The sequence below is a fragment of the Polaromonas sp. genome (assembly GCF_031411155.1).
Classification (GTDB): Bacteria; Pseudomonadota; Gammaproteobacteria; order Burkholderiales; family Burkholderiaceae_C; genus Polaromonas.
The window spans coordinates 21,690-33,375 of record NZ_JANOAL010000303.1; the positions used below are offsets into that span (position 1 = coordinate 21,690).

At 63.6% G+C, this 11,686-nt stretch carries 14 protein-coding genes and 2 pseudogenes; 3 read left to right on the plus strand and 13 right to left on the minus strand.

The window, feature by feature from the left end:
* Positions 1 to 52: 52 nt before the first annotated feature.
* On the minus strand, positions 53 to 952 hold the full coding sequence (locus tag RMO23_RS17865) for an MBL fold metallo-hydrolase (RefSeq protein WP_309684175.1): 900 nt from the start codon (positions 950 to 952) through the stop codon (positions 53 to 55).
* 101 nt (positions 953 to 1,053) lie between these two features.
* On the opposite strand from RMO23_RS17865, the gene RMO23_RS17870 reads away from it, so the two are divergent.
* Genes RMO23_RS17870 through RMO23_RS17880 form a run of 3 tightly spaced genes read left to right on the plus strand, consistent with a single transcriptional unit; the run spans position 1,054 to position 2,288 of the window.
* Positions 1,054 to 1,377 (plus strand): metalloregulator ArsR/SmtB family transcription factor, encoded by a 324-nt coding sequence (locus tag RMO23_RS17870; RefSeq protein ID WP_309684177.1) that lies wholly within the window; start codon positions 1,054 to 1,056, stop codon positions 1,375 to 1,377.
* A gap of 12 nt (positions 1,378 to 1,389) precedes the next feature.
* The gene (locus RMO23_RS17875; protein WP_309684179.1) at positions 1,390 to 1,824 is read left to right on the plus strand and encodes a YeeE/YedE family protein; all 435 of its coding nucleotides are present in this window, start codon (positions 1,390 to 1,392) and stop codon (positions 1,822 to 1,824) included.
* Between the two features lie 11 nt (positions 1,825 to 1,835).
* A complete protein-coding gene (locus RMO23_RS17880) occupies positions 1,836 to 2,288 on the plus strand; it encodes a DUF6691 family protein (protein WP_309684181.1) in 453 nt (150 codons plus the stop codon).
* A 99-nt stretch (positions 2,289 to 2,387) separates the two neighbouring features.
* Here RMO23_RS17880 and RMO23_RS17885 read toward each other — a convergent pair whose 3' ends face one another.
* From RMO23_RS17885 to RMO23_RS17940, 12 genes and pseudogenes are all read right to left on the minus strand, one after another.
* The gene (locus tag RMO23_RS17885) at positions 2,388 to 2,861 is read right to left on the minus strand and encodes a hypothetical protein (protein ID WP_309684183.1); all 474 of its coding nucleotides are present in this window, start codon (positions 2,859 to 2,861) and stop codon (positions 2,388 to 2,390) included.
* 61 nt (positions 2,862 to 2,922) lie between these two features.
* Complete coding sequence (locus RMO23_RS17890; protein WP_309684185.1) at positions 2,923 to 3,219, minus strand: type II toxin-antitoxin system RelE/ParE family toxin; 297 nt, start codon at positions 3,217 to 3,219, stop codon at positions 2,923 to 2,925.
* Positions 3,216 to 3,518 (minus strand): hypothetical protein, encoded by a 303-nt coding sequence (locus RMO23_RS17895; protein WP_309684187.1) that lies wholly within the window; start codon positions 3,516 to 3,518, stop codon positions 3,216 to 3,218. Before RMO23_RS17895 ends, RMO23_RS17890 begins: the two co-directional genes overlap by 4 nt.
* A gap of 79 nt (positions 3,519 to 3,597) precedes the next feature.
* Positions 3,598 to 4,170 carry a dCTP deaminase gene (dcd, locus tag RMO23_RS17900; protein ID WP_309684189.1) on the minus strand — a complete coding sequence of 191 codons (573 nt, stop codon included), beginning with the start codon at positions 4,168 to 4,170 and terminating at the stop codon, positions 3,598 to 3,600.
* Positions 4,171 to 4,308: 138 nt separating this feature from the next.
* Positions 4,309 to 5,598: a guanine deaminase gene (gene guaD / locus RMO23_RS17905; RefSeq protein WP_309684191.1), complete on the minus strand. Its 1,290-nt coding sequence runs from the start codon at positions 5,596 to 5,598 to the stop codon at positions 4,309 to 4,311.
* 55 nt (positions 5,599 to 5,653) lie between these two features.
* Positions 5,654 to 6,016 carry a 6-carboxytetrahydropterin synthase gene (locus RMO23_RS17910; RefSeq protein ID WP_309684193.1) on the minus strand — a complete coding sequence of 121 codons (363 nt, stop codon included), beginning with the start codon at positions 6,014 to 6,016 and terminating at the stop codon, positions 5,654 to 5,656.
* Positions 6,013 to 6,649 (minus strand): annotated as a pseudogene (gene queE, locus RMO23_RS17915) (7-carboxy-7-deazaguanine synthase). Before queE ends, RMO23_RS17910 begins: the two are co-directional and overlap by 4 nt.
* 173 nt (positions 6,650 to 6,822) lie before the next feature.
* Positions 6,823 to 8,001, minus strand: a complete 1,179-nt coding sequence (locus tag RMO23_RS17920) for a YbfB/YjiJ family MFS transporter (RefSeq protein ID WP_309684204.1) — start codon at positions 7,999 to 8,001, stop codon at positions 6,823 to 6,825.
* A 93-nt stretch (positions 8,002 to 8,094) separates the two neighbouring features.
* Positions 8,095 to 9,135, minus strand: a complete 1,041-nt coding sequence (locus RMO23_RS17925; protein WP_309684196.1) for an adenosine deaminase — start codon at positions 9,133 to 9,135, stop codon at positions 8,095 to 8,097.
* Between the two features lie 80 nt (positions 9,136 to 9,215).
* Complete coding sequence (locus tag RMO23_RS17930; protein WP_309684198.1) at positions 9,216 to 10,367, minus strand: BMP family ABC transporter substrate-binding protein; 1,152 nt, start codon at positions 10,365 to 10,367, stop codon at positions 9,216 to 9,218.
* 175 nt (positions 10,368 to 10,542) lie between these two features.
* On the minus strand, positions 10,543 to 11,463 hold the full coding sequence (locus tag RMO23_RS17935; protein ID WP_309684200.1) for an ABC transporter permease: 921 nt from the start codon (positions 11,461 to 11,463) through the stop codon (positions 10,543 to 10,545).
* A pseudogene (locus RMO23_RS17940) lies at positions 11,463 to 11,686 on the minus strand (ABC transporter permease); the annotation flags it as partial. The gene RMO23_RS17935 and the pseudogene RMO23_RS17940, both read right to left, overlap by 1 nt.

Below are 11,686 nucleotides of genomic sequence, written 5' to 3' on the forward strand. Positions count from 1 at the left end.
AGCACCGCCACGCCCCGTGTTCTTGCTGCAGGTCAAGCAAAGCGCATGGCCGTCACGACGACGTTGGCTCCCGCGCGGCTTGCGGCTGCAACGCGTTGACCGGAATTTTCAGGTAGCGGATGCCGTTGTCCTCGGGCGGTGGCATGTGGCCGGCGCGCACATTGACCTGAATCGCCGGCAATATGAGCGTCGGCATGTCCAGCGTGGCGTCTCTGGCGGTACGCATGGCAACAAAGGCCTCTTCCGACACACCGTCATGCACATGGATGTTGCCGGCCCGCTGCTCTCCCACGGTGGTTTGCCACTGCGGCGCGCGTGAAGCGGGCGGGTAGTCGTGGCAGACGAACACCGTGGTCTCCGCAGGCAGGGCCAGCAGTTTGCGGATGGAGCGGTACAGCACGTGCGCATCGCCGCCCGGAAAGTCGGCGCGCGCCGTGCCCACGTCGGGCATGAACAGGGTGTCACCGACAAACACCGCGCCCTCGACCTGGTAGGCCATGTCGGCCGGGGTGTGGCCCGGCACCAGCAGCGCCGTCGCCCGCACATCGCCAATCATGAAGGTCTCGCCATCCTTGAACAGATGGTCGAACTGGCTGCCGTCGGGCAGAAAAGCGCGCTCCAGGTTGAACACGGCCTTGAAGGTGGATTGGACCACGCGGATGTTTTCGCCGATGGCAATGCGCCCGCCCACCCGCTGCTTCAGGTAGTGAGCACCCGACAGGTGGTCGGCATGGGCGTGCGTCTCCAGAATCCAGTCGACCTGCAGTCCTTGCTCCGCCAGGTAGGCCCGCACCCGGTCGGCCGAGGCTGTGCTGGTGTGCCCCGACTTGAAGTCGTAGTCCAGCACCGGGTCGATGATGGCCGCACGGCGGCTGGCGACATCGGCCACCACGTAAGTGACGGTCCAGGTGCCGGGGTCAAAAAAAGCCTGGGTGGAGATTCGGGCGGTCATGAACTGATTCCTGTTTTTTCTGTCGTTTTAATCGTTTGACTTATATTATATAAATTGATATATTATTGTCAACTTTCCATTTTTACCAACAAGCGAGGTCCATGGACATCCCCCATCCCGTCATCAACCCCGAACTGCTGCGCGGCGGCGCGGCGCAAGCGGTCGGCGTGCTGAAACTGCTGGCCAATGAAGACCGGCTGCTGCTGCTGTGCCAGTTGTCGCAGGGCGAGCGTTGCGTCAGCGAACTCGAAGAGCAGCTCGGCATCCGCCAGCCCACGCTGTCGCAGCAACTCGCTGTACTGCGCAACCAGGGCGTGGTCAACACCCGGCGCGACGGCAAGAACATTTATTACAGCGTGGCCAGCCCGGCCACGCTGGAGATTCTGGCGCTGCTGTACCGCCTTTACTGCCCTGAATTGCCCTGAAGGAGATACCAAATGACCCTCGACTGGAACGCTTTTACCCCCTGGTCCGCCCTGCTGGGCGGCCTGCTGATTGGTTTGGCTAGCGCCATGTTCGCGCTGCTCAATGGGCGCATCGCCGGCATTAGCGGCGTGCTGGGCGGCCTGCTCAAGCCGGTGCGCGGCGACCTGGCCTGGCGCGTCGCGTTTATTGGCGGGCTGGTGGCCGCACCCTTGCTGTATGCGCTGTTTTCGACCCTGCCCACGGTGCAGATTGACGCCGGCACCGGGGCCTTGCTGGCAGCCGGCCTGCTGGTCGGCGTCGGCACCCGCTACGGCTCGGGCTGCACCAGCGGCCACGGCGTCTGCGGCCTGTCGCGGCTGTCGCCGCGTTCACTGGTCGCCACCGCCACCTTCATGGCCGCCGGTTTCGCGACCGTGTTTGTGCTGCGCCATCTGTTGACTGCTTGAGGAGCAAGGCCATGCTGGTTTTTACCTCTCTTCTCGCGGGTCTGGTGTTCGGCTTGGGGCTCATCGTCTCGGGCATGGCCAATCCGGCCAAGGTTCTGGGCTTTCTGGATCTGGCCGGCGCCTGGGACCCTTCGCTGGCGCTGGTCATGGCCGGGGCCGTCGCGGTGGGCTTCTTCGCCTTCTTCCTTGCAAAAAACCGGAGCCGTTCGCTGCTGGGCGCCGAGATGAAACTGCCCGGCGCCCGCCACATCGACCGCCACCTGGTGATGGGCAGCACCCTCTTCGGCGCGGGCTGGGGCGTGGCCGGCTTTTGCCCCGGCCCCGGGCTGGTGGCGCTGGGCATGGGCGAGGCCAAGGCGGTCATTTTTGTGGCGGCCATGCTGGCCGGCATGATGCTGTTTGAACTGCTTGAAAAGCGCCGGCAAGGGGCAGCAGCCCGCCACGTCAAACTCCCGAGCGCGTAAAAAAACCACCGGGCCGGCAGCTTTTACATGGCTGCGGCGAGGTGGTCTGGATGGCGTCATCGAACAGCTGGACTCAACTGTTGGTGTGCATCGCGAGGCTTACTTCTGGGCCACGGGCACAATTACAGCCGCACCGCGGTTGGGCTGGCCATCCACATCGGCCCGGCGGTCAAACGTGAGCAGCTTGCCCATCACCACCTGCACCCACTGCGGATAGGTGTAGGCGGTGCCCTTGTTGTGGTCAATGATGGCGCCAATACCGCCGCCAAAAATAATGTTGCCGGCCATGCCCGCGTTGGCGCGTGAAATCGCCACACCGCGACCGTCTTTCTCGCCGGGCTTGACGCAGGTCACCTGCAGGTCCTTGGAGGAGCGGCGCACATTGACCGTGGCGGGCGTCTTCACGATTTGCTGGCCGTAGTCGTTTTCAAGTTTGCATTCGGCATCCTTGATTTCAACGCCGGCGGCATTGAAGGTTTCAAAACGAACCGGGTTGGTCGTGTCGTTGGTGATGGATGCGCAGCCGGTCATGGCAACACAGGCGAGCGCGATGGAATAGAAGCGAAAAGACATTTGAGCCTCCCTTTATGAATGAGGTCAAAATGTAACACGACGTTTCAATCGTTTCCGGTGTTTACGGTATGCGGTATCCCACTTCCCTCTGGTGCCGCAGTGCCAGCACGGCAACCATATCGGCGTCCTCATCGTAAAGATAAAGCGCGAGATAGCCGGTACGACCCCGTGAAATAACCAGTTCCTTCAGCCCCTGGCTTACCGGACGTCCAATAGCGGGATGATTCTTGAGGATCTCGAGCGCATCCAAGATGATGTCCGCAGTGCGCACGGCCTCTTCAGGCAGGCTTTCCAGCAAAAAGTCGCAGAGCCGTTCAAGGTCAGCTGCGGCCCCATCACTGATGAGCAATCGGGTCACGCTTTTTGCTGGGCCAGCGACTTGATTGATTTGGGACGCGGTCGCTTGACTTTTTGTCCACGCACTTTTGCGCGAATGTAGGCTGCGAATTCGTCGCCATCGAAGGCTTGAGCACTTGCCAGCATGTGGTCGCGCGAGCGCAGGGCGGCTTCCACAAACGCTCCGTGTTTTTCCTGGCTGTCCAGCGCCGACTCGATGGCGCCGACCATCAGGGCATGCGCCGTTGTGCCCTGACTCGCGGCGAGGCGATTCACGCGCTCCTTGGTGGCTTCGGCAAGCTTGACGGACACAATGGGCATGGCAGGCTCCTGAAAAGTGGTATTACCATGTTAACACCCTCAGAGAGACTTTCGTGACGAGCTGCATTGACCTGCCAGATCAAGCCTTGGGCAGCGTCACCCCGATCTGCCCCTGGTACTTGCCGCCGCGGTCCTTGTAGCTGGTTTCGCAGACGTCGTCCTTGTCGCTCTCGAAGAACAGCACCTGGGCGCAGCCCTCGCCGGCGTAAATCTTGGCGGGCAGCGGCGTGGTGTTGGAAAATTCCAGCGTCACATAGCCTTCCCACTCGGGCTCGAACGGCGTGACGTTGACGATGATGCCGCAACGGGCATAGGTGCTTTTGCCCAGGCAGATGGTCAGCACGTTGCGCGGGATGCGAAAGTACTCCAGGGTGCGGGCCAGCGCAAAGCTGTTGGGCGGGATGATGCAGCTGTCGCCGTGAAAGTCGACAAAGCTTTTTTCATCGAAGTTCTTCGGGTCCACCACCGTGCTGTGGATGTTGGTGAAGACCTTGAACTCGGGCGCGCAGCGGATGTCGTAGCCGTAGCTGCTGGTGCCGTAGCTGATGATTTTCTTGCCATCGGCCTCGCGGATCTGGCCCGGCTCGAAGGGCTCGATCATGCCGGTGCTCTCTGCCATGCGGCGTATCCATTTGTCGCTTTTGATGCTCATTCGGGAGGTTCCTTGGGTGTGGCTAGATTGTAGGCAAGCCCTGCCAGACGCCTCCGCCCGACTTCCACTATCATTTTGATAGCTATCTACGCCCTTTATTCGTGGGCCAGAGGCCGATTTGACCGCTAAAACCGTAAATCAGGCGGTTTGGGCCTGCGAAATCACGGTTTTCTCGATGACCCGGTCGTCGCCCAGCACGATCAGCGCAAACAGCAACTCATCGAGGCTGCCGGCCTGCGCGGTCTTGCGCGCCAGCAGCGGCGTGGCTTGCGGGTTGAGCACCACAAAGTCGGCCTCGCAACCGGGCAGCAGGTTGCCGACCACGCCCTCCAGGCCCAGCGCCCTGGCCGCGCCAGCCGTGTGCTGCCACCACAGTTGCTGCGGCCCCAGCGACAGGCCGGGCTTGGTCTGCCCCTCGCGGCCCACGTAATAGGCCGCGAGCATGGTGTGAAACGGGCTGAACGAGGTGCCGCCACCCACGTCACTGGCCAGGCCATACATAAAGCCGACGCGGTCCGCGCCGGCGTAGTCAAAAAAACCGCTGCCCAGAAACAGGTTGCTGGTCGGGCTGATGGCCGCCGCCGCGCCGGTGTCGCGCATCAGGGCGCGGTCTTCGTCGTCGATGTGAATGCAGTGCGCATACACCGCGCGCGGGCGCAGCAGGCCAAACTGCTGGTACACGCTGAGGTAGCTGCGTGCCTCGGGGTACAACTGGCGCACCCAGGCAATTTCGTCCTTGTTTTCAGCCACGTGGGACTGAATCCAGACGTCGGGGTATTTGCTGGCCAGTTCGCCCGCGCCGCGCAGCTGGGCCGCGCTGCAACTCGGCACAAAGCGCGGCGTGATGGCGTAACCGAGCCGGTCCACGCCGTGCCACTGGTTGATCAAGGCCTCGGTGTCGATCAGGCCTTGCTCCGTTTCATCGCGCACGCCATCGGGCGAGTTCTGGTCCATCAGCACCTTGCCGGCGATCAGGCGCAGGCTCTGCTGCTGCGCCTGGCCCAGCAGCGCGTTGACCGACTCGGGGTGCGAGGTGGCAAACGCCAGCGCCGTGGTGACGCCGTTGCGCAGCAGCTCTGCTATAAAAAACATAGCTGCCTGTGCACTGTATTCGGGGGCCGAGAAGCGTTTTTCATGCGGAAAGGTGTAGTTTTCCAGCCACGGCAGCAGGCCCTCGGCGGGCGAGCCGATGACATCGAGCTGCGGGTAGTGAATGTGCAGGTCGACAAAGCCTGGCGCGATGATTCGGCCCGGCAGGTGCTCTACGGCCACATCGGGATAGCGCGCAGCGAGTTGCCGGTAGTCGCCGATGGCTTGCACCAGCTGCCGGCCCTGGACGTTGGGTCCCACCACCAGCAGGCCGTCTTCCTCAAACACGGCTTGCGCGGGACCCGAAAAATACAGAATGGAGGCGCGGTAGGCTTTCATGGCGGCAAGATTACCCCAGCAGCTACCTTCGCCAATATGAGAAGCCAGATAACGATTATTTGCTCAGCGTGCAGCCATCGCCCATGGACTCGCGCCAGACGCGCACCGAGCTCAAGGCGGGCAGACGCGGCGCCAGGTTCCGGAAAATGAAATGGCACAGGTTTTCCAGCGTGGCCGGGCCCAGGCCCGCGATGTCATCGAGCATATGGTGGTCCAGCTGCTTGCGAAGCTGCTCGATCTCCAGGCGCACCAGGCCCAGATCAACCACCATGCCGGTGTGCGGGTCGGGTTGCCCGCTCAGGAACACCTCGGCGTTGTAGGTGTGGCCATGGATGCGCAGGCTGCTGTCGGCTTCGATGTGCCGCTTGAGCGTGTGGGCCGCATCAAAAAAGAACTTCTGGCTGAGGGCGTAGTTCATCGGATGCCCGTGATCTTGTGGGTTTGCAGGCTCAGGCGCCAGGCCGGGCGTTGCAGGCACAGGGCGATGCAGGCCTCGGTGTTGTCGGCGCGGCGGGCGTTGTCCATGGGTTGCAGGTAGCGGTGGGTAAAGCGGGCGGCCTCCAGCTCGGGCAAATCAAAGGCGGGCTGCGGCCACACCACCTTGAGTTCCTGCCCCTCGCGCTGCACCCAGGGGGCGCCGGCCTTGGGGCTGACGCAAATCCAGTCGATGCCGGCCGGCGCGGCAATCGTGCCATTGGTTTCCACCGCAATCTGAAAGCCACGCGCATGCAGCGCCGCGATCAGCGCGCTTTCCACCTGCAGCAGCGGCTCGCCGCCCGTCATCACGACAAAGCGGTGCGCCGCGTCGCCCACCGGCCACTGCGCTTCGATCTGGTTCGCCAGCGCATCGGCCGTGGCAAACTTGCCGCCCAGGGTGCCGTCGGTGCCGACAAAAATCGGTGTCGCAAAACTGGCAGACGGCGCTGGCGCGGTCCTGCTCGCGGCCCGACCAGAGGTTGCAGCCGGCAAAGCGGCAGAAAACGGCGGGGCGACCGGCATTCGCGCCCTCGCCCTGCAGGGTATAAAAAATCTCCTTGACCTGGTAGCTCATGCGGCACTCCTGGTGCAACCGGGAGGCGAAAGCGGCAAAGCGCAAGAAATAAAACAGGCGGCCACGCGCGTCGACATGACAGTGGCAGCGAGGTTTTTGTACATGGTAGTCCTCTACATGGCCCCGGAAATCAAAAAAACACGACGCGCCGGGACAGCGCGCGGGTGAACCGTCTATTTTAGCGGGTCCGGGGCGCGCAGCACCGGATGCGCCCTCGCCAGCCAGCCATACAGCGCCGCCCCCGCCAGCAAGGCGGCGGCCGCAATTTCCAGCGCCAGCGTGAACGCCTGGCCCGGGTTTTGGCTGCGCCTGAGCAGCAGCGCGACCAGGGGCGGGCCCAGAATCTGCCCGATGCCATAGGTGGCCGTCAGCAGGCCCATGAAGCTGGCCGCCGTGGCAGGCCGCAGGCGGCGCACTTCCTGCATCGCAAAAAAGGTGATGGCGGTGAACGGCAGGCCCAGCAACAGGCTGCCCAGCGCAAAGCCGGCCAGGCTGGGACTCAAAAGGCCGGTGGCAATGCCGAACGCCTGCGTCAGGTAGCAACCCAGCAGCAGCAGGCGAAAGTCGATGCGCGGCGAAATGCGGGTGGCCAGCAGCGCGCCCGCCATCACGCCCAGGCCAAAGATGGGCCAGAACATGTCGAGCCAGGCCGAACCGGGCAAGGCGCCCCGCGCAATCACCGGCAAAAACGTCGCGGTGATGATGTAGCCAAAACCGGCCAGGCCGTATGCGAGGGTCAGCAGCGCCATCTCGCCCCGCCGCTGCGCGCTGCGGGTGGCCGCCGGGCCTGCGGGCGCGGGCGCCAGCCGGCTGAGCCGCTCATCGCCGCCGCGCAGGGTGCGCCACACGCTGGCCGCCAGCACAAACGCCAGCACGCCAAAAATCAGCCAGCCAGTGGCCGCCGTCCAGCCCCAGGCCACCATGCCGCTGGCAAACAGGCCGCTGACCACGATGCCGGCACCGGGCCCGGCATAAATCACGCCGCCCAGCTCGGGCACGCCCAGGCGGGACAGCCGCGACAGGCACCAGCCCGAGGTGTAGACAAACACCACCGCGCTGGTCACGCCGGCCGCAAAGCGCAGCGCCGGCCAGGCCGGTGCCCACGGCCAGGCCATGGCCAGGGTCAGTACGCCGGTGGCCAGCAAGCCGGCCCGTACCAGCGACGAAAACGCCGGCAGCGGCAGACGCCCAAAGCGCGCCCACAGCCAGGGCTGCAGCGTGCACAGCAAGGCCCCCAGCATGTAGCCAAAATAGTTGGCGCTGGCCAGCCAGCTGGCAGTCCGCAAATCGACCACGCCGTCATGCAGCATCATGGGCAGCAGCGGCGTGAAGGCAAAGCGGCCAATGCCCATGGCCACGGCCAGCGCCACCAGCCCGGCCAGGGCAATGGCCCAGGCGTCAGCAGCCTTCACGCTCTGAGTTACTTTCGGCATCAACCGGCAGACTTACTGAAACGACGCAAAGGTTTCGTTCAGCTGGTCGATGTAGCGGCGCTTGGCCGATTCATCGATAAAGCTCGCCTCAAAGCTGTTGCGCGCCAGCGTGTAGGCGTGCTGCGCATCCAGGCCCAGCGCGGCAAAGGTCTGGGTGAAGTTGTCGTTCAGGTAGCCGCCAAAATAAGTCGGGTCATCCGAGTTGACGGTGGCCACCAGCCCGGCATCGAGCAGCTGGCGCAGGTTGTGCGCGGCCAGCTCGGGCACCACGCAGAGCTTGAGGTTGGACAGCGGGCACACCGTCAGCGGAATGCGGTCGCGGGCCAGCCGCTGCATCAGCGCGGCGTCCCTGCTCGACTGCACACCGTGGTCAATCCGCTCGACTTTCAGCACGTCCAGCGCGGTCCAGACATAGGCCGGCGGGCCTTCCTCCCCGGCATGGGCCACCAGATGGAAACCCAGCTCGCGGCTGCGCGCAAACACCCGCGCAAACTTTTCGGGCGGATTGCCGACTTCGCCGGAATCCAGGCCTATGCCTATGATCTGGTCGCGAAACGGCAGCGCCTGCTCCAGCGTTTCAAACGCATCCTCTTCGCTGAGGTGGCGCAAAAAACACATGATCAGCGAAGCACTGATGCCGAGTTCCGCCTGCGCATCGACGCAGGCGCGGTGCAGGCCGCCCACCACCGTTTCCATGCTCACGCCGCGCACGGTGTGCGTCTGCGGGTCAAAGAACAGTTCGGTGTGCAGCACCTTGTCGGCCGCGGCCTTCTGCAGGTAGGCGCGTGCCATGTCGTAAAAGTCCTGCTCTTTCAGCAGCACGCTGGCACCGGCGTAGTAGATGTCCAGAAAGCTCTGCAGGTTGGTAAAGGCGTAGGCGCGGCGCAGTTCGTCCACGCTGCTGTACGGAATCGCCAAGCCATTGCGCTGGGCCAGCGCAAAAATCATCTCGGGCTCCAGCGAGCCTTCAATGTGAATGTGCAGTTCGGCCTTGGGCATGCACTTGAGCAGTTCGGGCAGCCGGTCAGGGGCCACGGGTTTCAGCAGATTCATCGCAACTCCAAAAAACAAAAAGCTGCCCGAAGGCAGCTGGGGGTGGGCCATGGCCCACCCTGGATATCACCAAGCAGGCATCAGTTGCCGGGGACTTTGCCTTCCACGCCCTTGACGTAAGACTTCAGGCCGCCCAGAAACTTGTCATCGGCCACCACGTCCTTGGCCAGCAATTCCTTGCCAGTGTTGTCCATGATCGGACCCTTCCAGATCGCGAAGGAGCCGTCGGTCAGGCCTTTCTTGACCTCGGCAATCCTGGCCTTGGTTTCTTCCGGCACGTCAGCCGCGATGGACACCATGTCGATCGCGCCTTCCTTCACGCCCCACCAGTGCTGGCCGGTAGCCCACTTGCCTTCCAGCGCATCGCGCGTGGCCTTGATGTAGTACGGACCCCAGTTGATGGCGGCCGAACCGAGGTGGGCCTTGGGGCCGTAGGCCGTCATGTCGGAGTCCCAGCCAAAGGCGCGCTTGCCCATTTTCTCGGCCGTCTGCAGCACGGCGGAAGAGTCTGTGTTCTGCATCAGCACATCGGCGCCGCCGTTGATCAGCGCGGTGGCAGCTTCGGTTTCCTTGGGCGGATTGAACCACTCGTTGATCCAGACCACCTTGGTCGTGATCTTGGGGTTGACCGACTGGGCGCCCAGCGTGAAGCTGTTGATATTGCGGATGACTTCCGGAATCGGGATCGAGCCGACCACGCCCAGCGTGCCGGTCTTGCTCATCTTGCCGGCGATCACGCCCGCCAGGTAGGCGCCTTCATAGGTGCGGCTGTCGTAGGTGCGCATGTTCTCGGCTGTCTTGTAGCCGGTGGCATGCTCGAACTTCACGCCCTTGGTGTCGGCGGCGACCTTGAGCATGGGTTCCATGTAGCCAAAGGTCGTGCCGAAGATCAGCTTGTTGCCCTGGCCCGCCATGTCGCGGATCACGCGCTCGGCGTCGGCCGACTCGGGGACTTTTTCAACGAAGCTGGTCACCACCTTGTCGCCAAACTCTTTTTCAACGGCTTTGCGACCGTTGTCGTGGGCAAAGGTCCAGCCGCCGTCGCCGACCGGGCCGACATAGGCAAACGCGATCTTCAGCGGCTCGGGCTTGGCGGGCGCCGGGGCCGCGGTGGGCGCAGGGGCGGGCGTGGGCGCCGGCTCCTCCTTCTTGCCGCAACCTACGAGGGCCGCTGCAGCGAGCGCCGACAGGGCGGCCACTTGGAGCAGGGAACGTTTCTTCAGGTCAGTCATGTCATTTCCTTTTTTTGAGGAGGTTACGAGAGCTTGCGAAAAAGAGATTATGAGCTGTCGGGCAGCGAAGTACACGCAGTGGGGCCCATGCGTTTCGGCGCAGGGCCGCCCCAAGCCGAAACAGCCCCCTCGGGGGGCAGCGAAGTACACGAAGTGACGAGTGTGGGGGCCATATTCATGAGCCGGGATAAAAAGGTTTACCAAGCGATGCCGGCATGTTGATGCGAATCCAGGCCGGGTTGCGCGAGATCAGGGCCAGCACCACGATGGTCGCGACATAGGGCAGCATGCTCAGGAACTGGCTGGGCACTTCCACGCCCACGCCCTGCAGATGAAATTGCAGCATGGTGACACCACCGAACAGGTAGGCGCCCAGCAACACCCGGGCCGGGCGCCAGGTGGCAAAAGTGGTGAGCGCCAGCGCGATCCAGCCCTTGCCCGCCACCATGCCTTCGACCCACAGCGGTGTGTAGATCACGGCGATGTAGGCACCGGCCAGGCCGCACAGGGCGCCGCCCACGACCACGGCCAGCAGCCGGATACGGCGCACCGGGTAACCCAGCGCATGCGCCGACTCCGGGCTCTCCCCCACGCTGCGCATCACCAGGCCGCTGCGGGTGCGGTACATGAACCAGATCATGGCGAGCGCCAGCACAACGGTCAGGTAGACCAGCGGATGGTGGCGAAACAGCGCCGGCCCGATCAGGGGAATATCGGCCAGCACCGGAATGCCGAAGCTCGCGCGCTCGGGAATCTTGGCCTGCACATACGAAGTTCCCACAAAGGCCGAGAAGCCGGTGGCAAACAGCGTCAGCGCCAGGCCGGTGGCAAACTGGTTGGTATTGAGCCAGATGACGAGCAGGCCAAAAATCGCGGCGAGCACGGCACCCACGACGATGCCCGCCAAGAAACCCAGCCAGTCGTTGCCGGTGTGCACGACGGTGGCGAAGCCGGCGATCGCGGCGCACAGCATCATGCCCTCTGCGCCGAGGTTGACAATGCCGACCTTTTCATTGATCAGCAAACCCAGCGAAGCCAGCGCCAACACCGTGCCGGCATTCAGCGTGGCGGCGATCAGCAGCGAATAGGATTCCATTACTTTGCTCCCGAGCGGCCAAAACGCAACCGGTAATTCACCAGGGTGTCACAGGCCAGCAAGCTGAACAGCAGCAGGCCCTGGAACACGCCCGTCAGCGACTTGGTCAACCCCAGGCGCGACTGCGCCATCTCGCCGCCGATGTAAAACATGCTCATCAGAATGGCCGAGAACACCATGCCCACCGGGTGCAGGCGCCCCACGTAGGCAACGATGATGGCGG

Excerpts from the sequence above, each read along its gene's own strand:
- RMO23_RS17925 (WP_309684196.1), bottom strand. The coding sequence starts at position 9,135 with ATGAATCTGCTGAAACCCGTGGCCCCTGACCGGCTGCCCGAACTGCTC.
- RMO23_RS17920 (WP_309684204.1), bottom strand. The coding sequence starts at position 8,001 with ATGGGCATTGGCCGCTTTGCCTTCACGCCGCTGCTGCCCATGATGCTG.
- RMO23_RS17870 (WP_309684177.1), top strand. The coding sequence starts at position 1,054 with ATGGACATCCCCCATCCCGTCATCAACCCCGAACTGCTGCGCGGCGGC.
- dcd (WP_309684189.1), bottom strand. The coding sequence starts at position 4,170 with ATGAGCATCAAAAGCGACAAATGGATACGCCGCATGGCAGAGAGCACC.
- RMO23_RS17935 (WP_309684200.1), bottom strand. The coding sequence starts at position 11,463 with ATGGAATCCTATTCGCTGCTGATCGCCGCCACGCTGAATGCCGGCACG.
- RMO23_RS17910 (WP_309684193.1), bottom strand. The coding sequence starts at position 6,016 with ATGAACTACGCCCTCAGCCAGAAGTTCTTTTTTGATGCGGCCCACACG.
- RMO23_RS17865 (WP_309684175.1), bottom strand. The coding sequence starts at position 952 with ATGACCGCCCGAATCTCCACCCAGGCTTTTTTTGACCCCGGCACCTGG.
- RMO23_RS17885 (WP_309684183.1), bottom strand. The coding sequence starts at position 2,861 with ATGTCTTTTCGCTTCTATTCCATCGCGCTCGCCTGTGTTGCCATGACC.
- RMO23_RS17930 (WP_309684198.1), bottom strand. The coding sequence starts at position 10,367 with ATGACTGACCTGAAGAAACGTTCCCTGCTCCAAGTGGCCGCCCTGTCG.
- RMO23_RS17880 (WP_309684181.1), top strand. The coding sequence starts at position 1,836 with ATGCTGGTTTTTACCTCTCTTCTCGCGGGTCTGGTGTTCGGCTTGGGG.
- guaD (WP_309684191.1), bottom strand. The coding sequence starts at position 5,598 with ATGAAAGCCTACCGCGCCTCCATTCTGTATTTTTCGGGTCCCGCGCAA.
- RMO23_RS17895 (WP_309684187.1), bottom strand. The coding sequence starts at position 3,518 with ATGCCCATTGTGTCCGTCAAGCTTGCCGAAGCCACCAAGGAGCGCGTG.
- RMO23_RS17875 (WP_309684179.1), top strand. The coding sequence starts at position 1,390 with ATGACCCTCGACTGGAACGCTTTTACCCCCTGGTCCGCCCTGCTGGGC.